The organism is Comamonas granuli NBRC 101663 (assembly GCF_000739995.1).
Classification (GTDB): domain Bacteria; phylum Pseudomonadota; class Gammaproteobacteria; order Burkholderiales; family Burkholderiaceae_C; genus Simplicispira; species Simplicispira granuli.
In genome coordinates, this window is record NZ_BBJX01000013.1 from 21,650 (window position 1) to 40,382 (window position 18,733).

An 18,733-nucleotide genomic window follows, 5' to 3' on the forward strand; every position below is an offset into this window, starting at 1 on the left:
CTAGCGGCCGAACTCCGCCGCCAGCTCCTGCGCGCGCTGTTCGGCCGCGCGGATGGCCGCAATGAAATGCTCGGGCACATGCTGCGCCTGCAGGTGGCTGATGGCCGCGTGCGTGGTGCCGCCCTTGCTGGTGACGCGCTGGCGCAGCACCTCGGGGCCTTCGTCCGAGCGCGCCGCCAGCTCGGCCGCGCCCTGGAAGGTGGCCACGGCCAGCCGGTAGGCCTGGTCGGCGGGCAGGCCCATGTCCACGCCGGCCTGGGTCATGGCCTCCAGGAACAGGAACACATAGGCGGGCCCCGAGCCCGAGAGCGCGGTCACGGCGTCGAGCTGCGCCTCGCGCTCGACCCACAGCGTCTGGCCCGTGCTCTGCGCCACCTGCTCGGCCAGGCGCCGGCCGGCGGCGTCCACCTGCGGGCGCGCGAACAGCGCCGTCATGCCCATGCCCACCAGCGCGGGGGTGTTGGGCATGCTGCGCACGATGCGCTCGCTGCCCAGCCAGCGCGTGATGCTGTCGCTGGTGATGCCCGCGGCCACGCTCAGGTGCAAGGCCTGCGCGGTGTGCGGCGCGGCGGCCTGGGCGGCTGCGTGGAAGGTTTGCGGCTTGACGGCCCACACCACCAGGCCCGCGCGCGCCAGCGCCGCCGTGGGCGCGCTGTGCGCGGCAATGCCCCAGCGCTGCTGGAGCGCGGCGCGGGTGGGCTCCAGGGGCTCGACCACGTCGATCTGGCTGGCGGGCAGGCCGCGCTGGAGCAGGCCGCCGATGATGGCGCCGGCCATGTTGCCGCCGCCGATGAAGGCTATGGGGGGAAAGGTGTCGTGCGTCATGGCGGGCATTGTGCGCCACATGGGCGCCGCGGCGCCGGTCGGGGGCGGCGCTCTTGAAACAATAGCTGCTTGCGCAGGTTATTCAAAGAATTCAGATAAGAACTGGCCTGAAAACCTCTTGCAGCCTGCGCAGGCAGCTATCGTTTTTCAGGATTCGGGCAGCGTGGCCTGGGCCACGGCATGCTCCCAGCGCGCCATGAGCGACTGCGCCTGCGCGCGGGGCAGGGTGGGCACGAAGCGGCGCTCGGCGCGCCACAGGTCCGACAGCTCGGCCGTGCTGGCGTACACGCCGCTGGCCAGGCCCGCGAGGTAGGCCGCACCCAAGGCCGTGGTCTCCACCACGGCCGGGCGCACCACGGGGATGCCCAGCAGGTCGGCCTGGAACTGCATGAGCAGGTCGTTGACGCAGGCGCCGCCGTCCACGCGCAGCTCGGACACCGGGCTGCCGCCCGCGGCCACGGCGTCGCGGCCCATGGCGGCGAGCAGGGCGGCGCTCTGGTAGGCGATGGATTCGAGCGCGGCGCGCGCGATGTGCGCAATGGTGGTGCCGCGCGTGAGCCCGGTGATGGTGCCGCGCGCCTCGGGCTTCCAGTAGGGGGCGCCCAGGCCGGTGAAGGCGGGCACCATCATCACGCCGCCCGAGTCGGGCACGCTCTCGGCGAGCGCCTGCACCTCGGAGCTGGCCGAGATGGCGCGCAGCCCGTCGCGCAGCCACTGCACCACGGCGCCGCCGACGAACACGCTGCCCTCCAGCGCAAAGGCCGGCTGGGCCGTGGGCTGGGCGGCGCTGGTGGTGATCAGGCCGTTGTGGCTGCTCTGGAACTGGCCGCCCGTGTGCATGAGCATGAAGCAGCCCGTGCCGTAGGTGTTCTTGGCCATGCCGGCGGAGAAGCAGGCCTGGCCGAACAGGGCGCTTTGCTGGTCGCCCGCCACGCCGCCGATGGCGATGGGGCCGCCCAGCAGGTCGGCCTGGGTGCGGCCGAAGTCGCTGGCCGAGGGCAGCACCTCGGGCAGCAGCGAACGCGGAATGCGCAGCAGGTCGAGCAGCTCCTGGTCCCATTGGTTGGTGTGCACGTTCAGCAGCATGGTGCGGCTGGCGTTGGAGACGTCCGTCACGTGGCGCTGGCCGCCCGTGAGCTGCCAGATGAGCCAGCTGTCGACCGTGCCGAAGGCCAGCTCGCCGCGCTCGGCCGCCGCGCGCGCGCCGCCCACGTGGTCCAGCAGCCACTGCAGCTTGGTGCCCGAGAAGTAGGCGTCCACCAGCAGCCCGGTCTTGGCCTGGATGGTGGCGGCATGGCCCTGGGCGCGCAGTTGTGCGCAGGCGGGCTCGGCGCGCCGGTCCTGCCAGACGATGGCGTGGTGCACGGGCTGGCCGGTCTTGCGGTTCCACAGCACGGTGGTCTCGCGCTGGTTGGTGATGCCCAGCGCGCGCACCTCGCTTGCGGCAATGCCGGCCTGCGCCAGGGCCTCGCGCGCCGTGGCGAGCTGCGTGCGCCAGATCTCCAGGGGGTCGTGCTCCACCCAGCCGGGCTGCGGGTAGATCTGGGGCAGCTCGCGCTGGGCCTGCGCGACGATGCGGCCGCGCTCGTCGAACACGATGCTGCGCGAGCTGGAGGTGCCCTGGTCGAGTGCAAGCAGGTAGGTCATGGGAAGGCGTGGGGAATAGGGTCAGTCGGTGGCCACGACCAGCTGCACGTCGGCGTTTCCGAGCAGGGCGGGGAAGGGCTCGGGCGGCGGCGCGTCGGTGAACAGGCGGTCGATCTGGTCGAGCGTGGCCAATTGCACCATGGCCGGGCGGTTGAACTTGCTGTGGTCGGCGGCGAGCCAGACCTCGCGCGCGTGCTCCACGATGGTCTGCGCCACCTTCACCTCGCGGTAGTCGAAGTCGCGCAGCGTGCCGTCGTCCTCGATGCCCGAGATGCCGATGATGGCGATGTCCACGCGGAACTGGCGGATGAAGTCCACCGCCGCCTCGCCCACGATGCCGCCGTCGCGCGTGCGCACCACGCCGCCGGCGACGATGACCTCGCAGTCCGGGTTGCCGCACAGGATGGCCGCCACGTTGAGGTTGTTGGTGATCACGCGCAGGCCCTGGTGGCGCAGCAGCGCCTTGGCGATGGCCTCGGTCGTGGTGCCGATGTTCAGGATCAGCGAGCAGTGGTGCGGCACCTGCGCGGCCACGGCGCGCGCGATGCGCGCCTTGCCCTCGGAGTTGAGCGTCTCGCGCTGGTTGTGGGCGATGTTCTCCACGGTGGAGCTGGGCAGGCGCACGCCGCCGTGAAAGCGCGAGAGCAGGCCCTGCTCGGCCAGGCGCTGCACGTCGCGCCGCACGGTCTGCAGGGTCACGCCCAGGGTCTCGGCCAATTGCTCGACTGTGGCCGACTTGCGCTCGCGCAGCTCTTCCAGCAACTGGATCTGGCGGGGATTGGTGTTCACGCTGAGGAGGGAGGGGGTGGTGATTCTGCTACTGTAAAACGAAAAAAAAAGAAAAAATTAAGGGAAAACCATAGGGCAATGCGCGCAAAAAAGAACAAAAATGAAAAAATACGAACATCAACGCGCTGTCCCGGGTCTGCCCATGGCCCAGGACGGGGCCGCGGCAGCCCGCCGCCTGGGGTAAGCACATGGATTTGGCATTGGAGCGCATCCACAAGAAGGTGGGTGCGCAGACCTGGTTGTACGAGCTGGACATGGCCTTGCAGAGCAATGCCGTGACCGTGCTGCTGGGCGCCACGCAGGCCGGCAAGACCAGCCTGATGCGCATCATGGCCGGGCTGGATGCGCCCACGGGCGGCCGGGTGCGCGTGGACGGGCGCGACGTCACCGGCATGCCGGTGCGCGAGCGCAACGTGGCCATGGTGTACCAGCAGTTCATCAACTACCCCTCGCTCACGGTGGCCGAGAACATCGCCTCGCCGCTCAAGCTGCGCGGCGAGAAGAACACCGCGGCGCGCGTGCGCGAGCTCGCCGAGCGCCTGCACATCGACATGTTCCTGGACCGCCTGCCGGCCGAGCTCTCGGGCGGCCAGCAGCAGCGCGTGGCGCTGGCGCGCGCGCTGGCCAAGGGCGCGCCGCTGATGCTGCTGGACGAGCCGCTGGTGAACCTGGACTACAAGCTGCGCGAGGAGCTGCGCGAAGAGCTCGCGCAACTGTTCGCCGCGGGCCAGTCCACCGTGGTCTACGCCACCACCGAACCGGGCGAGGCGCTGCTGCTGGGCGGCTACACCGCCGTACTCGACGAGGGGCGCCTGCTGCAGTACGGCCCCACGGCCGAGGTGTTCCACGCGCCGTGCTCGCTGCGCGTGGCGCGCGCCTTCAGCGACCCGCCCATCAACCTGGTGCCGGCCGTGGCCACCCCCGCGGGCCTGCGCCTGCAGGGCGGCCTGGAGCTGGCGCCGCGCCTGCCGCTGGCCGCGGCCAGCGCCGCGGACCTGACCGTGGGCCTGCGCGCCAGCGCGCTGCGCGTGCAGGCGCGGCCGGGGGACGTGGCGGTGCAGGGCCAGGTGGAGCTGGCGGAAATCTCCGGCTCCGACACCTTCGTGCACGTGGCCACGCCGCTGGGCGAGGTGGTGGCGCAGCTCACCGGCGTGCACTACTTCGCCCTGGGCAGCATGCTCAGCCTGTATTTCGACCCGGCGCAGGTCTACGTGTTCGCCGGCCATGGCGCCCTGCTGCTGGCGCCCGCGCGCATGGGAGGGCACTGACATGGCGCACATCACGCTGGATCTGGCGCATTCGTACAAGCCGCGCCCGCAGCAGGACAGCGACTATGCCCTGCTGCCCCTGGCGATGGAGTTCCAGGACGGCGGCGCCTACGCGCTGCTGGGGCCCTCGGGCTGCGGCAAGACGACCATGCTCAACATCATGTCGGGCCTGCTCGTGCCCTCGCACGGCAAGGTGCTGTTCGATGGGCGCGACGTCACGCGCGCCAGCCCGCAGGACCGCAACATCGCTCAGGTGTTCCAGTTCCCGGTCATCTACGACACCATGACCGTGGCCGAGAACCTGGCCTTCCCGCTCAAGAACCGCAAGCTGCCCGAGGCGCGCATCCGCGAGCGTGTGGGCAGAATCGCCGAGATGCTGGAGATGAGCGGCCAGCTCGACCAGCGCGCCGCGGGCCTGGCGGCCGACGCCAAGCAGAAGATCTCGCTGGGCCGCGGCCTGGTGCGCGAGGACGTGGCGGCCGTGCTGTTCGACGAGCCGCTCACCGTCATCGACCCGCACCTCAAGTGGCAACTGCGGCGCAAGCTCAAGCAGATCCACCACGAGCTCAAGCTCACGCTGATCTACGTCACGCACGACCAGGTCGAGGCGCTCACCTTCGCCGACCAGGTGGTGGTCATGAGCCGCGGCAAGGTGGTGCAGCTCGGCACGCCCGATGCGCTGTTCGAGCGCCCGCAGCACCAGTTCGTGGGGCATTTCATCGGCTCGCCGGGCATGAACTTCCTGCCCGCGCAGCTCGAGGGCGGGCGCCTGCAGGTGGCCGGCCACGCGCTGGAGCTGCCCGCGGGGCGCAGCCTGCCCGCGGGTGCGCTGCAGGTGGGCGTGCGCCCCGAGTACCTGGCGCTGGCCCAGCCCGGGCAGGCGGGCGCCCTGCCGTGCGCCGTGCAGCGCGTGCAAGACATCGGCACCTACCAGATGCTCACCGCGCAGGTGGGCGCGCACCTGCTGCGCGCGCGCTTTTCCCCCGAGCAGCGCCTGCCCGCGCCGGGCGAGACCGCCTGGCTGCAGGTGCTGGGCGCGCACACCTGCTTTTACCAAAACGAGGAGTTGCTGGCGTGAGTGCAACCACCAAACCCGTGAACCAGAAGGCCTGGTTCCTCATCCTGCCCGTGCTGCTGTGCGTGGCGTTCTCGGCCATCGTGCCCTTGATGACGGTGGTCAACTACTCGGTGCAGGACATCATCTCGCCCGAGCGCCGCGTGTTCGTGGGCACCGAATGGTTTGCCGCCGTGATGCGCGACGAGGAGCTGCACGCGGCCCTGTGGCGCCAGCTCACCTTCTCGCTGGCCGTGCTGCTGGTGGAGATCCCGCTGGGCATTCTGCTGGCGCTGTCCATGCCCGCGCAGGGCTGGAAGGCCTCGGCCGTGCTGGTGCTGGTGGCGCTGTCGCTGCTCATCCCGTGGAACGTGGTGGGCACCATCTGGCAGATCTACGGCCGCACCGACATCGGCCTGCTGGGCGCGGCGCTGCAGTCCATGGGCATCGACTACAACTACACCGGCCACGCCAGCGACGCCTGGGTCACCGTGCTGGTGATGGACGTATGGCACTGGACGCCGCTGGTGGCGCTCTTGTGCTATGCGGGCCTGCGCTCCATTCCCGACGCCTACTACCAGGCCGCGCGCATCGACGGCGCGAGCAAGCTGGCCGTGTTCCGCTACATCCAGTTGCCCAAGATGCGCGGCGTGCTCATGATCGCCGTGCTGCTGCGCTTCATGGACAGCTTCATGATCTACACCGAGCCCTTCGTGCTCACGGGCGGCGGGCCGGGCAATGCGACCACCTTCCTGTCGCAGTACCTCACGCAGAAGGCCGTGGGCCAGTTCGACCTGGGACCGGCGGCCGCCTTCTCGCTGATCTACTTCCTCATCATCCTGCTGCTGTGCTTCATCCTCTACAACTGGATGCAGCGCGTGGGCACCACGGCCAAGGAGGGCGCGGGCCATGAATGACAAGCGCTTCCAGAAACGCACGCTGTTTCTCATCGCCTACCTGGTGTTCGCCATCCTGCCCATCTACTGGATGGTGAACATGAGCTTCAAGACCAACGAGGAGATCCTGTCGAGCTTCTCGCTCTGGCCCCAGCACTTCACCTGGGACAACTACAAGACCATCTTCACCGACGAGAGCTGGTATTCGGGCTACATCAACAGCCTGATCTACGTGGCCATCAACATGGTCATCGCCCTCACCGTGGCGCTGCCCGCGGCCTATGCGTTCAGCCGCTACCAGTTCCTGGGCGACAAGCATGTGTTCTTCTGGCTGCTGACCAACCGCATGACGCCGCCGGCGGTGTTCCTGCTGCCGTTCTTCCAGCTCTACACCACCGTGGGGCTGATGGACACGCACATCGCCGTCGCCCTGGCGCACCTCTTGTTCAACGTGCCGCTGGCGGTGTGGATCCTGGAGGGCTTCATGAGCGGCATCCCGCGCGAGATCGACGAGACGGCGTACATCGACGGCTACTCGTTCCCGCGCTTCTTCCTCACGATCTTCCTGCCGCTCATCAAGGCCGGCGTGGGCGTGGCGGCGTTCTTCTGTTTCATGTTCTCGTGGGTGGAGCTGCTGCTGGCGCGCACGCTCACCAGCGTGAACGCCAAGCCCATCGTCGCCACCATGACGCGCACCGTGAGCGCCAGCGGCATGGACTGGGCGACGCTGGCCGCCGCCGGGGTGCTGACCATCGTGCCCGGGGCGATCGTCATCTGGTTTGTGCGCCATTACATCGCCAAGGGCTTTGCCATGGGGAGGGTGTGACATGTTCGAGTGGATGGCCTGGACCACGCCGGTGGCCGTTTTCTTCACCTGCATCGCCCTCATGCTGATCGCCATGACGGTGTGGGAAATCCGCTCTCCCACCGTGGAGCGCAAGGGCTTTCTGCCCATGGCCACCACGCGCGGCGACCGCCTGTTCATCGGCCTGCTCACGGCCGCCTACATCAACCTCGCCTGGGTGGGCCTGGGCGAGAAGATGGCCCAGTGGTTCTCCCTGGAGGCCGAGCCCTCGGTGTGGATCAGCTTCGTGCTCTCCATGCTGGTGCTGGCGCTGGTGCTGCGCAAAGGCTGATATGAAAACGATAGCTGCCAGCGCTTGCTGAAAGAGCATTTCAGATTGTTTTTGCTTTGGAAATGGCTTTTGGTAAGCGCCAGCAGCTCTGATTTTGATAGTAGCAAAGGGCCGACCCGTTCCTCCCCCGAGGTCACAGGCCCATCCAACGATGGGGAGTCTGATGTGAGGAGACAACAATGAAGATGCAGTTCACGGCGATCGCATTCGCCACCGCAGCCATGGCCCTGGGCCAGGCGGCTTGGGCCGGCGAGGCCGAAGCCAAGAAGTGGATCGACAGCGAGTTCCAGCCCTCGACGCTGAGCAAGGATCAGCAGATGGCCGAAATGAAGTGGTTCATCGAGGCGGCCAAGAAGCTCCAGGCCAAGGGCGTGAAGGAGATCTCCGTCGTCTCCGAGACCATCACCACGCACGAATACGAATCCAAGACCCTGGCCAAGGCCTTTTCCGAGATCACCGGCATCCAGGTCAAGCACGACCTGATCCAGGAAGGCGACGTGGTCGAGAAGCTGCAGACCTCCATGCAGTCGGGCAAGTCCATCTACGACGGCTGGATCAGCGACTCCGACCTCATCGGCACGCACTACCGCTACGGCAAGATCCTGAACCTGACCGACTACATGGCCGGCGCCGGCAAGGATTACACCAACCCCGGGCTGGACCTCAAGGACTTCATCGGCACCAAGTTCACCACCGCGCCCGACGGCAAGCTCTACCAACTGCCCGACCAGCAGTTCGCCAACCTGTACTGGTTCCGCGCCGACCTGTTCGACCGCAAGGACCTCAAGGACAAGTTCAAGGCCAAGTACGGCTACGACCTGGGTGTGCCGCTCAACTGGTCTGCCTATGAGGACATCGCCGAGTTCTTCACCAACGACGTCAAGCAGATCGACGGCAAGCCCATCTATGGCCACATGGACTACGGCAAGAAGGACCCCTCGCTGGGCTGGCGCTTCACCGACGCCTGGCTGTCCATGGCCGGCAGCGCCGACATCGGCACGCCCAACGGCCTGCCCATCGACGAATGGGGCATCCGCGTGGCCGACGACAAGTGCACGCCCGTGGGCGCCAGCGTGGCCCGCGGCGGCGCGACCAACTCGCCGGCCGCCGTCTACGCGCTCACCAAGTACGTGGACTGGATGAAGAAGTACGCGCCCAAGGAAGCCATGGGCATGACCTTCGGCGAAGCCGGCCCCGTGCCCGCCCAGGGCCAGATCGCGCAGCAGATCTTCTGGTACACCGCCTTCACCGCCGACATGAACAAGCCCGGCCTGCCCGTGGTCAACGCCGACGGCACGCCCAAGTGGCGCATGGCCCCCGGCCCCAACGGCCCCTACTGGAAGCAGGGCATGCAGAACGGCTACCAGGACGTGGGCAGCTGGACCTTCTTCAAGGACCACAACCCCGACCGCCTGGCCGCCGCCTGGCTGTACGCGCAGTTCGTGACCGCCAAGACCACCTCGCTGAAGAAGACCGTGGTCGGCCTCACGCCCATCCGCGAGTCCGACATCCGCTCCAAGGCCATGACCGACATGGCGCCCAAGCTCGGCGGCCTGGTCGAGTTCTACCGCAGCCCGGCGCGCGTGGCCTGGTCGCCCACCGGCACCAACGTCCCCGACTACCCCAAGCTCGCCCAGCTCTGGTGGAAGAACGTGGCCCAGGCCGTCACGGGGGAGAAGACCCCGCAGGCCGCCATGGACACGCTGGCCGACGAGATGGACCAGGTCATGGCCCGCCTGGAGCGCGCCGGCATGGAGCGCTGCGCGCCCAAGCTCAACAAGAAGGAAGACCCCAAGAAGTGGCTGAGCGACAAGCACGCTCCCTGGGCCAAGCTGGCTAATGAAAAGCCCAAGGGCGAGACCATCAACTACAACACCCTGCTGCAGGCCTGGAAGGACGGCAAGGTGCGCTGATCGCACTGCACACCCCTGAGCGGCAGCGCCGCTTCCCCCCGTCCGCGCAGCGCCGGTTGCGTGGGCCGGGGGGACACCATGGATGACCGAGATGACCACAGACTCCCCCGCACCCACCCGGCGCGCTGAACTGCTCGAGCGCCTGTCCGAGCCCATCACCTATGACCTGGCGGTCATCGGTGGCGGTGCCACGGGCCTGGGCGTGGCGCTCGATGCCGCGGTGCGGGGCTTTTCCGTGGTGCTGGTGGAATCGCACGACTTTGCCAAGGGCACCTCCTCGCGCGCCACCAAGCTGGTGCACGGCGGCGTACGCTACCTGGCCCAGGGCAATATCGCCCTGGTGCGCGAGGCTCTGCACGAGCGCACCACGCTCCTGCGCAACGCCCCGCACCTGGCGCAGCCGCTGGCCTTTGTCATGCCCTCCTACCGCTGCTGGGAAACGCCTTTCTACGGCGCGGGCCTCAAGATGTACGACGCCCTGGCCGGCAGCGCCGGCCTGGGCGCCACCGAATTCCTCGGGGTGCAGCGCACCCTGCAATGCCTGCCCACCGTGCGCCCGCAGGGCCTCAAGGGCGGCGTCAAATACTGGGACGGGCAGTTCGACGACGCCCGCCTGGCCCTGGCCCTGGCGCGCACGGCGGCGCGGCACGGCGCCCTGCTGGTGAACTACTGCGCCGCCCGCCAGTTGGTGCACGAGGGCGGCCGCGTGAGCGGCCTGCTGTGCCAAGACCAGGAAACCGGCACCACCTACCCGGTGCGTGCGCGCTGCGTGGTCAACGCCACCGGCGTCTGGGTGGACGCCCTGCGCCAGCAGGACAGCCAGGCCCTGGGCCGCACGGCCCAGCCCATCGTGGCGCCGAGCCAGGGCGTGCACGTGGTCGTGGACCGCGAGTTCCTCCCCACCGACCACGCGCTCATGGTTCCCAAGACCGCCGACGGCCGCGTGCTGTTCGCCGTGCCCTGGCTGGGCAAGGTCATCCTGGGCACCACCGACAGCCCGCGCCCCGACCTCGAGCGCGAGCCCGAACCCTTTGCCGAGGAACTGCGCTTCATCTTGGGCGAGTCCGCGCGCTACCTGAGCCGCGCGCCCACGGCGCAGGACATCCGCAGCATCTGGGTCGGCCTGCGCCCCCTGGTCAAACCCCAGGACGACGACGGCAACCACACCAAGAGCCTGAGCCGCGAGCACACCGTGCTCGTCAGCCGCAGCGGCCTGGTCACGGTGACCGGCGGCAAATGGACCACCTACCGCGCCATGGCCGAAGACGTGCTGGCCAAATGCTTCGCCGACGGCCTGCTCCCGGCGCGGCCCGCGGGCGCCACCGCCCACCTGCCGCTGGTCGGCACGCCCCAGGAGCCGGTGAGCCACCGCATGTGCGAGCCCCAGGGCTGGCATTCCTATGGCGCGGAGCAGGGCGCCGTCCAGGCCCTGCCGGGGGCGGACCATGCCCTGGGCGGCGGCGTGGCCGAGGCCATGGTACGCTTCGCCGCCCGCTACGAGTACGCCCGCACCGTCGAGGACGTGCTCGCCCGGCGCCGCCGCCTGCTGTTCCTCGACGCCCGCCTCGCCATGGACGCCGCCCCCGCCGTGGCGCAGGTGCTGCAGCAGGAAACGGGCGCCGATCCCGGCCTGGAGCCCTTCCTGGCCCTGGCCCGGCGCTACATGGGCCAGGGCAGCGCCGCCGTCGCGTAAGCGCAACGCCATCGGCGGCCCGATGCCCGCCAAGGTGCTTGACACGCCGTCTGCACCTTGCCATAATCGCGTGCTTCGCTGAGAAAAAGGCGAACTTTCTGCCCAGGAAAGCCCCGCAAATGGTTTGCGGGGTGGACAACGGGCCCAAGACTGACTGTGGGGCGCGAGCCTTGCGGTACAAGTTGGGAATATTGAAATGATCCAGACAGAAACTCGGTTAGACGTTGCCGACAATACCGGCGCGAAGTCCGTCCTGTGCATCAAGGTGCTGGGGGGTTCCAAGCGCCGCTATGCCAGCGTGGGCGACATCATCAAGGTCACCGTCAAGGAGGCAGCGCCTCGTGGCCGTGTGAAAAAGGGCGAAATCTACAGCGCCGTCGTGGTGCGCACCGCCAAGGGCATTCGCCGTGGCGATGGTTCGCTCGTCAAATTCGATGGCAACGCAGCCGTGTTGCTCAACGCAAAGCTGGAGCCCATCGGCACCCGCATCTTCGGACCCGTCACGCGCGAACTGCGCAGCGAGCGCTTCATGAAGATCGTGTCCCTGGCTCCCGAAGTTCTCTGAAGGACGCGCCATGAACAAGATTCGCAAGGGCGACGAGATCATCGTGATCGCAGGCCGCGACAAGGGCAAGCGTGGCACCGTCACGCTGCGTGCGGACGACTCCCATGTGGTGGTCGAGGGCATCAACCTCGTCAAGAAGCACGTCAAGCCCAACCCCATGAAGGGCACGACCGGCGGCATCGTCGAGAAGGCCATGCCCATCCACCAGTCGAACGTGGCCATCTTCAATGCTGCGACCGGCAAGGCCGATCGCGTGGGCATCAAGGTCCAGGCCGATGGCACGCGCGTTCGCGTGTTCAAGTCCAGCGGCGCCGAAATCAAGACCGCGTGAGGTGTAAGAAATGGCACGACTCCAACAACACTACCGCGAGAAAGTCGCACCCGAACTGATGAAGAAGTTCGGCTACACCTCGCCCATGCAGGTGCCCCGCCTGACCAAGATCACGCTCAACATGGGCGTGAGCGAGGCTGTGGCTGACAAGAAGGTCATGGACAACGCCGTGGCCGATCTGACCAAGATCGCCGGCCAGAAGCCTGTGGTCACCAAGGCCAAGAAGGCTATCGCCGGTTTCAAGATCCGCGAAGGCCAGGCCATCGGCTGCATGGTCACGCTGCGCGGCGTGCGCATGTACGAATTCCTGGATCGCTTCGTCACCGTGGCCCTGCCGCGCGTGCGTGACTTCCGTGGTGTCTCCGGCCGCGCCTTCGATGGCCGTGGCAACTACAACATCGGTGTCAAAGAGCAGATCATCTTCCCCGAAATCGAGTACGACAAGGTCGACGCTCTGCGGGGTCTGAACATCAGCATCACCACCACGGCACAGACCGACGAAGAGTGCAAGGCACTGCTCGCGGGCTTCCGTTTCCCGTTCAAGAACTGAGGCGGCGTATGGCAAAGAAAGCTTTGATCGAGCGCGAACTCAAGCGCGAAAAACTGGCCGCCAAGTACGCAGCCAAGTACGCAGAACTCAAGGGCATCGCCGGTGACGCCAAGCGCACCGACGAAGAGCGCGAAGCCGCCCGCCTGGGTCTGCAAAAGCTCCCGCGCAACGCGAACCCCACGCGCCAGCGCAACCGTTGCGAGATCACGGGTCGCCCCCGCGGCACGTTCCGCCAGTTCGGTCTGGGACGCGCCAAGATCCGTGAAATGGCCTTTGCCGGTGACATCCCCGGTGTCACCAAGGCAAGCTGGTAAGGCCTAGCAGGAGAGATACAAAATGAGCATGAGTGATCCCATTGCTGACCTGCTGACCCGCATCCGCAATGCGCAGATGGTGTCCAAGGCCACGGTGACGGTGCCCTCTTCCAAGGTGAAGGTGGCCATCGCCCAGGTGCTGAAGGACGAAGGCTACATCGACGGCTTCCAGGTGAAGACCGAAGGTGGCAAATCCGAAATCGAAATCGCGCTGAAGTACTACGCCGGCCGTCCCGTGATCGAGCGTATCGAGCGCGTGAGCCGTCCTGGCCTGCGCGTGTACAAGGGCCGTGATTCCATTCCTCAGGTCATGAACGGCCTGGGTGTGGCCATCGTCACGACCCCCAAGGGTGTGATGACCGATCGCAAGGCGCGCGCCACCGGTGTCGGCGGCGAAGTGCTTTGCTACGTCGCCTGACGCGAGGCATGGAGGAAATACTGAAATGTCCCGAGTAGCAAAACAACCCGTGACCATCCCCGCTGGCGTGGATGTGTCCATCAAGGATGACCAGATCTCCGTCAAAGGCGCTGGTGGTACCCTGTCCCTGGCCCAGAACGTGCTGGTCAAGGTCGTGAACGACGGTGGCAAGCTGAGCTTCGAGCCGATCAACGACTCGCGCGAGGCCAACGCCATGAGCGGCACCATCCGCCAGCTGGTCAACAACATGGTGGTCGGTGTGAGCAAGGGCTTCGAGAAGAAGCTCAGCCTGGTGGGCGTGGGCTTCAAGGCCGCCGCCGCAGGCAGCAAGCTCAACCTGGCCATTGGTTTTTCGCACCCCGTGAACATCGAGATGCCTGCCGGCATCTCGGTGGCAACGCCCACGCCGACGGAAATCGTCGTCAAGGGTGCCGACCGCCAGGCCGTGGGCCAGGTGGCTGCCAATATTCGTGCTGTTCGTCCGCCCGAGCCCTACAAGGGCAAGGGTATCCGCTATGCGGACGAGAAGATCACGATCAAAGAGACCAAGAAGAAGTAAGGAGCTGCAGTATGTTGAGCAAGAAAGAGCAGCGTCTTCGCCGTGCCCGCCAGACCCGCATTCGCATTGCGCAGCAAGGCATTGCGCGTCTGACGGTCAATCGCACCAACCTGCACATCTACGCTGCCGTCATCTCCGGCGACGGCAGCCGCGTGCTGGCCAGCGCCTCCACCGTCGAGGCCGAGATCCGCTCTGCCCTGGGCGGTTCCGGCAAGGGCGGCAATGCGGCCGCGGCCCAGATCATCGGCAAGCGCATCGCCGAAAAGGCCAAGGCTGCCGGCATTGAAAAGGTGGCATTTGATCGTGCAGGCTTTGCCTACCACGGCCGCGTCAAGGCTCTGGCTGACGCCGCCCGCGAAGCAGGCCTGCAGTTCTAAGCGGATCGGATTACAAAATGGCTAAATTTCAACCCCGAGTGCAAGACGAAGGTCGCGACGACGGCTTGCGCGAAAAGATGATCGCGGTCAACCGCGTCACCAAGGTCGTCAAGGGTGGTCGCATTCTTGGTTTTGCTGCGCTGACCGTGGTCGGCGACGGCGACGGCCGCGTCGGCATGGGCAAGGGCAAGTCCAAGGAAGTGCCTGCCGCCGTGCAAAAGGCCATGGAAGAAGCGCGTCGCAACATGGTCAAGGTGTCGCTCAAGAACGGCACCATCCACCACCAGGTCACCGGCCACCACGGCTCGGCTTCCGTGATGATGGCGCCGGCCCCCAAGGGTACCGGCATCATCGCCGGCGGCCCCATGCGCGCCGTTTTCGAGGTGATGGGCATGACCGACATCGTCGCCAAGAGCCATGGCTCGTCGAACCCCTACAACATGGTTCGCGCCACGTTCGACGCACTCAACAAGTCCACCACGGCCGCCGAAGTCGCTGCCAAGCGTGGCAAGTCGGTCGAAGACCTCTTTGCCTGACAGGAGAACCCGGATGTCTACGCAACAAACCGTCAAGGTTCAGCTCGTGCGCAGCCCTATCGGCACCAAGGAGTCGCACCGCGCTACCGTGCGCGGCCTCGGCTTGCGCAAGCTCAACAGCGTCAGCGAACTGCAGGATACCCCTGCCGTGCGCGGCATGATCAACAAGATCAGCTATCTGGTCAAAATCCTCTGAGAGGTTGATGATGGAACTCAATAGCATCAAGCCTGCAGCGGGTGCCAAGCACGCCAAGCGCCGTGTGGGCCGCGGCATCGGTTCCGGCCTGGGCAAGACCGCAGGTCGTGGCCACAAGGGCCAGAAGTCGCGTGCAGGCGGCTACCACAAGGTGGGCTTTGAAGGCGGTCAGATGCCGCTGCAGCGCCGCCTGCCCAAGCGCGGCTTCAAGTCGCACCTGCTGCAATTCAACGCCGAAGTGACGCTCGCCGCGCTCGACAAGCTCGGCCTGCCCGAAGTCGATCTGCTGGCCCTCAAGCAGGCAGGCCTGGTGGGCCAGCTCGCCAGGACCGTGAAGATCATCAAGACCGGTTCGATCTCCAAGGCCGTCAAGCTCAGTGGCATCGGTGCCACGGCAGGTGCCAAGGCTGCCATCGAGGCGGCTGGCGGTTCCCTCGCCTGAGTCGCTGGAGTATTGATTCGTGGCAACGAACGCAGCCTCCATTGCAAAAACCGGCAAGTACGGTGACCTGCGTCGCCGGCTGGTCTTTTTGCTGCTGGCTTTGGTCGTCTACCGCATTGGTGCGCACATCCCCGTGCCGGGCATCGACCCGGCGCAGCTCAAGCAGCTCTTCAGCGGGCAGCAGGGCATCCTGAACCTGTTCAACATGTTCTCGGGCGGGGCGCTCTCGCGGTTCACCGTGTTTGCCTTGGGGATCATGCCGTACATCTCGGCATCGATCATCATGCAGCTGATGACCTACGCCGTCCCGACCTTCGAGCAATTGAAGAAAGAGGGAGAGGCTGGCCGCCGCAAGATCACGCAGTACACGCGCTATGGCACCCTGGGCCTGGCCATTTTCCAGTCGCTGGGCATTGCCGTGGCGCTGGAGGGCACGGCGGGTCTGGTGCTGGCGCCGGGCTTCGGTTTCCGTCTCACCACCGTGGTCAGCCTGACCACCGGCACCATGTTCCTCATGTGGCTGGGCGAGCAGATCACCGAGCGCGGTCTGGGCAACGGCATCTCCATCCTGATTTTCGGAGGGATTGCCGCCGGACTGCCGAGCTCCATCGGCGGGCTGCTGGAGCTGGTGCGCACGGGTGCCATGAGCATCATCGCTGCCATCTTCATCGTGCTCATCGTGGGCCTCGTGACCTACTTCGTGGTGTTCGTGGAACGCGGGCAGCGCAAGATTCTCGTGAACTATGCACGGCGCCAGGTCGGCAACAAGGTGTATGGCGGGCAATCGTCCCACCTGCCCCTGAAGCTGAACATGGCTGGCGTGATTCCGCCGATCTTTGCGTCGTCCATCATTCTGCTGCCCGCAACGGTCGTCAACTGGTTCAGTTCGGGTGAATCGATGCGCTGGCTCAAGGACATCTCGGGTGCGCTCACCCCTGGTCAGCCGATCTACGTGATGTTCTATGCCGCTGCCATCATCTTCTTCTGTTTCTTCTACACGGCCCTGGTGTTCAACAGCCGGGAGACTGCAGACAACCTGAAGAAGAGCGGCGCATTCATCCCGGGCATCCGCCCGGGCGAACAGACGGCGCGCTACATTGATAAAATCCTGCTCCGTTTGACCTTGATGGGCGCGATCTACATCACGTTCGTGTGCTTGCTGCCCGAATTCTTGATCATCAAGTACAACGTTCCGTTCTATTTTGGCGGCACGTCCCTGCTGATCATCGTGGTGGTGACCATGGATTTCATGGCCCAGGTGCAGAACTATCTGATGTCCCAGCAGTACGAGTCCTTGCTGAAGAAGGCCAGTTTCAAACCTGTGGGCATGTAGCCTTCCCCCACCGGGGAAGGCCGGAAAACAAGGGTGCACCTGGAACCAACCGGTGCAGATTGAGTGGAAAGCCCGGCATTCATCGGGCGCAAGAGTGTTTCAGGCAGAGCTTGCCGGAGCGCTAGATCTGGTTTTAGGAGAATGAAATGAGAGTTTCGGCTTCGGTCAAGAAAATCTGCCGCAACTGCAAGATCATCCGCCGCAAGGGTGTGGTGCGCGTGATCTGCACGGACCAGCGCCATAAGCAGCGCCAGGGTTGATTCAGAACATATTAGAGGACGCATATGGCACGTATCGCTGGTATCAATATTCCGCCGCATCAGCATGCCGAGATCGGTCTGACTGCCATCTATGGCATCGGCCGCACCCGCGCGCGCAAGATCTGCGAAGCCTGCGGCATCGCGTATTCGAAGAAGATCAAGGATCTGACGGACGGCGATCTCGAGAAAATCCGCGACCAGATCGCCCAGTTCACCATCGAAGGTGACCTGCGCCGCGAGACCACGATGAACATCAAGCGCCTGATGGACATCGGCTGCTACCGTGGTTTCCGTCACCGCCGTGGTCTGCCCGTGCGGGGCCAGCGCACCCGCACCAATGCACGTACCCGCAAGGGCCCGCGCAAGGCTGCTGCTGCACTGAAGAAGTAAGAAGTTTGAAAGACTCCTATGGCCAAGTCTCCTGCCAATAACGCCGCACAGCGCGTGCGCAAAAAGGTCCGCAAGAACGTGTCGGACGGCATCGCCCACGTGCATGCATCGTTCAACAACACCATCATCACCATCACCGATCGCCAGGGCAACGCCTTGTCCTGGGCGTCTTCGGGTGGTCAGGGCTTCAAGGGTTCGCGCAAGTCGACGCCTTTTGCCGCCCAGGTGGCCTCTGAAATGGCCGGCCGTGCCGCCATGGAGCAGGGCATCAAGAACCTGGATGTTGAAATCAAGGGTCCCGGCCCCGGCCGTGAATCCTCGGTGCGCGCCCTGGGCGCGCTGGGTATCCGCATCACCTCGATCTCCGACGTGACGCCGGTTCCCCACAACGGCTGCCGCCCGCAAAAGCGCCGCCGTATCTGATCGTTGATGAAGCCCACCGCCGCCTGTGAACGCTCCGGCGACCCAGGCGGCTCCCGCAATGGTTTGCGGTAGTTGACATAAAAGGATATTCAAGTGGCACGTTATCTCGGCCCCAAGGCCAAACTCTCCCGCCGCGAAGGCACCGACCTGTTCCTCAAGAGCGCGCGCCGCTCGATTGCCGACAAGTGCAAGTTCGAAGCCAAGCCCGGCCAGCATGGGCGCATCTCGGGTGCGCGCACTTCCGACTTCGGCCTGCAACTGCGCGAAAAGCAGAAGGTCAAGCGCATGTATGGCGTGATGGAAAAGCAGTTCCGCCGCTACTTCGAGGAAGCCGACCGCCGCAAGGGCAACACCGGCTCGAACCTGCTGTCGCTGCTGGAGTGCCGCCTGGACAATGTGGTGTACCGCATGGGCTTTGGCTCCACCCGCGCCGAAGCGCGCCAGCTCGTCTCGCACAAGGCCATTCTGGTGAACGGTCAGGCCGTGAATATCCCCTCGTTCCTGGTGAAGACGGGTGACGTCGTTTCCGTGCGCGAGAAGTCCAAGAAGCAGGCGCGCGTGGTCGAAGCCCTGCAACTGGCACAGCAAGTGGGCATGCCCGCCTGGGTCGAGGTGAATGCCGACAAGGCAGAGGGTGTCTTCAAGAAGGTGCCGGACCGCGATGAATTTGGCGCCGACATCAACGAATCGCTGATCGTCGAACTGTACTCTCGCTGATCCGCGGGCTGTCGCAGTCAATCCAACGTACCTGTACCGCGAGGCATCGCGGTACAGGCGCTTCACCAGCCTTACCGGTGTAACGAGCTGGGGGTATTGAG

General features: G+C 65.9%; 25 protein-coding genes. 22 read left to right on the plus strand and 3 right to left on the minus strand.

Features of this window, described 5'->3' with window-relative positions:
• The 3 genes from proC to CGR01S_RS13025 all read right to left on the minus strand — a co-directional run bounded on the left by proC (position 1) and on the right by CGR01S_RS13025 (position 3,261).
• Entirely contained in the window at positions 1 to 825 is an 825-nt protein-coding gene (proC, locus tag CGR01S_RS13015; protein WP_042428232.1) for a pyrroline-5-carboxylate reductase, read from the minus strand.
• Positions 826 to 972: 147 nt separating this feature from the next.
• Positions 973 to 2,472 (minus strand): glycerol kinase GlpK, encoded by a 1,500-nt coding sequence (glpK, locus tag CGR01S_RS13020; RefSeq protein WP_042427910.1) that lies wholly within the window; start codon positions 2,470 to 2,472, stop codon positions 973 to 975.
• Between the two features lie 21 nt (positions 2,473 to 2,493).
• Entirely contained in the window at positions 2,494 to 3,261 is a 768-nt protein-coding gene (locus CGR01S_RS13025; RefSeq protein ID WP_042427914.1) for a DeoR/GlpR family DNA-binding transcription regulator, read from the minus strand.
• Between the two features lie 188 nt (positions 3,262 to 3,449).
• Between CGR01S_RS13025 and CGR01S_RS13030 the strand changes: the two genes are divergently transcribed.
• The 22 genes from CGR01S_RS13030 to rpsD all read left to right on the plus strand — a co-directional run bounded on the left by CGR01S_RS13030 (position 3,450) and on the right by rpsD (position 18,632).
• Positions 3,450 to 4,529, plus strand: coding sequence for an ABC transporter ATP-binding protein (locus tag CGR01S_RS13030; RefSeq protein WP_042427917.1), 1,080 nt, complete (start codon positions 3,450 to 3,452; stop codon positions 4,527 to 4,529).
• 1 nt (position 4,530) lies between these two features.
• Complete coding sequence (locus CGR01S_RS13035) at positions 4,531 to 5,607, plus strand: ABC transporter ATP-binding protein (RefSeq protein WP_042428234.1); 1,077 nt, start codon at positions 4,531 to 4,533, stop codon at positions 5,605 to 5,607.
• Positions 5,604 to 6,500, plus strand: a complete 897-nt coding sequence (locus CGR01S_RS13040; RefSeq protein ID WP_042427919.1) for a carbohydrate ABC transporter permease — start codon at positions 5,604 to 5,606, stop codon at positions 6,498 to 6,500. Before CGR01S_RS13035 ends, CGR01S_RS13040 begins: the two co-directional genes overlap by 4 nt.
• The gene (locus tag CGR01S_RS13045; protein WP_042427922.1) at positions 6,493 to 7,305 is read left to right on the plus strand and encodes a carbohydrate ABC transporter permease; all 813 of its coding nucleotides are present in this window, start codon (positions 6,493 to 6,495) and stop codon (positions 7,303 to 7,305) included. The genes CGR01S_RS13040 and CGR01S_RS13045 overlap by 8 nt, the downstream gene beginning before the upstream one ends.
• Before the next feature lies 1 nt (position 7,306).
• Positions 7,307 to 7,615: a DUF2160 domain-containing protein gene (locus CGR01S_RS13050; RefSeq protein ID WP_042427925.1), complete on the plus strand. Its 309-nt coding sequence runs from the start codon at positions 7,307 to 7,309 to the stop codon at positions 7,613 to 7,615.
• 179 nt (positions 7,616 to 7,794) lie between these two features.
• The gene (locus CGR01S_RS13055) at positions 7,795 to 9,528 is read left to right on the plus strand and encodes an ABC transporter substrate-binding protein (protein ID WP_042427928.1); all 1,734 of its coding nucleotides are present in this window, start codon (positions 7,795 to 7,797) and stop codon (positions 9,526 to 9,528) included.
• A 91-nt stretch (positions 9,529 to 9,619) separates the two neighbouring features.
• Positions 9,620 to 11,221 carry a glycerol-3-phosphate dehydrogenase/oxidase gene (locus CGR01S_RS13060; protein WP_156967573.1) on the plus strand — a complete coding sequence of 534 codons (1,602 nt, stop codon included), beginning with the start codon at positions 9,620 to 9,622 and terminating at the stop codon, positions 11,219 to 11,221.
• Between the two features lie 196 nt (positions 11,222 to 11,417).
• The gene (gene rplN, locus CGR01S_RS13065; RefSeq protein WP_042427935.1) at positions 11,418 to 11,786 is read left to right on the plus strand and encodes a 50S ribosomal protein L14; all 369 of its coding nucleotides are present in this window, start codon (positions 11,418 to 11,420) and stop codon (positions 11,784 to 11,786) included.
• A 10-nt stretch (positions 11,787 to 11,796) separates the two neighbouring features.
• Positions 11,797 to 12,117 carry a 50S ribosomal protein L24 gene (rplX, locus tag CGR01S_RS13070; RefSeq protein WP_042427939.1) on the plus strand — a complete coding sequence of 107 codons (321 nt, stop codon included), beginning with the start codon at positions 11,797 to 11,799 and terminating at the stop codon, positions 12,115 to 12,117.
• A 10-nt stretch (positions 12,118 to 12,127) separates the two neighbouring features.
• The gene (gene rplE / locus CGR01S_RS13075) at positions 12,128 to 12,667 is read left to right on the plus strand and encodes a 50S ribosomal protein L5 (RefSeq protein WP_042427941.1); all 540 of its coding nucleotides are present in this window, start codon (positions 12,128 to 12,130) and stop codon (positions 12,665 to 12,667) included.
• Between the two features lie 8 nt (positions 12,668 to 12,675).
• Positions 12,676 to 12,981 (plus strand): 30S ribosomal protein S14, encoded by a 306-nt coding sequence (gene rpsN / locus CGR01S_RS13080; protein WP_042427944.1) that lies wholly within the window; start codon positions 12,676 to 12,678, stop codon positions 12,979 to 12,981.
• Positions 12,982 to 13,003: 22 nt separating this feature from the next.
• Positions 13,004 to 13,399, plus strand: a complete 396-nt coding sequence (gene rpsH / locus CGR01S_RS13085; RefSeq protein WP_042427946.1) for a 30S ribosomal protein S8 — start codon at positions 13,004 to 13,006, stop codon at positions 13,397 to 13,399.
• A gap of 25 nt (positions 13,400 to 13,424) precedes the next feature.
• The gene (gene rplF, locus CGR01S_RS13090) at positions 13,425 to 13,958 is read left to right on the plus strand and encodes a 50S ribosomal protein L6 (protein WP_042427948.1); all 534 of its coding nucleotides are present in this window, start codon (positions 13,425 to 13,427) and stop codon (positions 13,956 to 13,958) included.
• Between the two features lie 11 nt (positions 13,959 to 13,969).
• Positions 13,970 to 14,335: a 50S ribosomal protein L18 gene (gene rplR / locus CGR01S_RS13095; RefSeq protein ID WP_042427951.1), complete on the plus strand. Its 366-nt coding sequence runs from the start codon at positions 13,970 to 13,972 to the stop codon at positions 14,333 to 14,335.
• 17 nt (positions 14,336 to 14,352) lie between these two features.
• A complete protein-coding gene (gene rpsE, locus CGR01S_RS13100) occupies positions 14,353 to 14,871 on the plus strand; it encodes a 30S ribosomal protein S5 (protein WP_042427954.1) in 519 nt (172 codons plus the stop codon).
• A gap of 13 nt (positions 14,872 to 14,884) precedes the next feature.
• On the plus strand, positions 14,885 to 15,067 hold the full coding sequence (gene rpmD / locus CGR01S_RS13105) for a 50S ribosomal protein L30 (RefSeq protein WP_042427957.1): 183 nt from the start codon (positions 14,885 to 14,887) through the stop codon (positions 15,065 to 15,067).
• A gap of 10 nt (positions 15,068 to 15,077) precedes the next feature.
• Positions 15,078 to 15,509 carry a 50S ribosomal protein L15 gene (rplO, locus tag CGR01S_RS13110; protein WP_042428236.1) on the plus strand — a complete coding sequence of 144 codons (432 nt, stop codon included), beginning with the start codon at positions 15,078 to 15,080 and terminating at the stop codon, positions 15,507 to 15,509.
• Between the two features lie 19 nt (positions 15,510 to 15,528).
• Entirely contained in the window at positions 15,529 to 16,842 is a 1,314-nt protein-coding gene (gene secY, locus CGR01S_RS13115) for a preprotein translocase subunit SecY (protein WP_042427960.1), read from the plus strand.
• A 146-nt stretch (positions 16,843 to 16,988) separates the two neighbouring features.
• The gene (gene rpmJ / locus CGR01S_RS13120) at positions 16,989 to 17,102 is read left to right on the plus strand and encodes a 50S ribosomal protein L36 (protein WP_003050535.1); all 114 of its coding nucleotides are present in this window, start codon (positions 16,989 to 16,991) and stop codon (positions 17,100 to 17,102) included.
• A gap of 24 nt (positions 17,103 to 17,126) precedes the next feature.
• On the plus strand, positions 17,127 to 17,492 hold the full coding sequence (gene rpsM, locus CGR01S_RS13125) for a 30S ribosomal protein S13 (protein ID WP_042427963.1): 366 nt from the start codon (positions 17,127 to 17,129) through the stop codon (positions 17,490 to 17,492).
• 18 nt (positions 17,493 to 17,510) lie between these two features.
• Complete coding sequence (gene rpsK / locus CGR01S_RS13130; protein ID WP_042427966.1) at positions 17,511 to 17,915, plus strand: 30S ribosomal protein S11; 405 nt, start codon at positions 17,511 to 17,513, stop codon at positions 17,913 to 17,915.
• Between the two features lie 93 nt (positions 17,916 to 18,008).
• On the plus strand, positions 18,009 to 18,632 hold the full coding sequence (gene rpsD / locus CGR01S_RS13135; RefSeq protein WP_042427969.1) for a 30S ribosomal protein S4: 624 nt from the start codon (positions 18,009 to 18,011) through the stop codon (positions 18,630 to 18,632).
• The last annotated feature ends 101 nt before the right edge of the window (positions 18,633 to 18,733 follow it).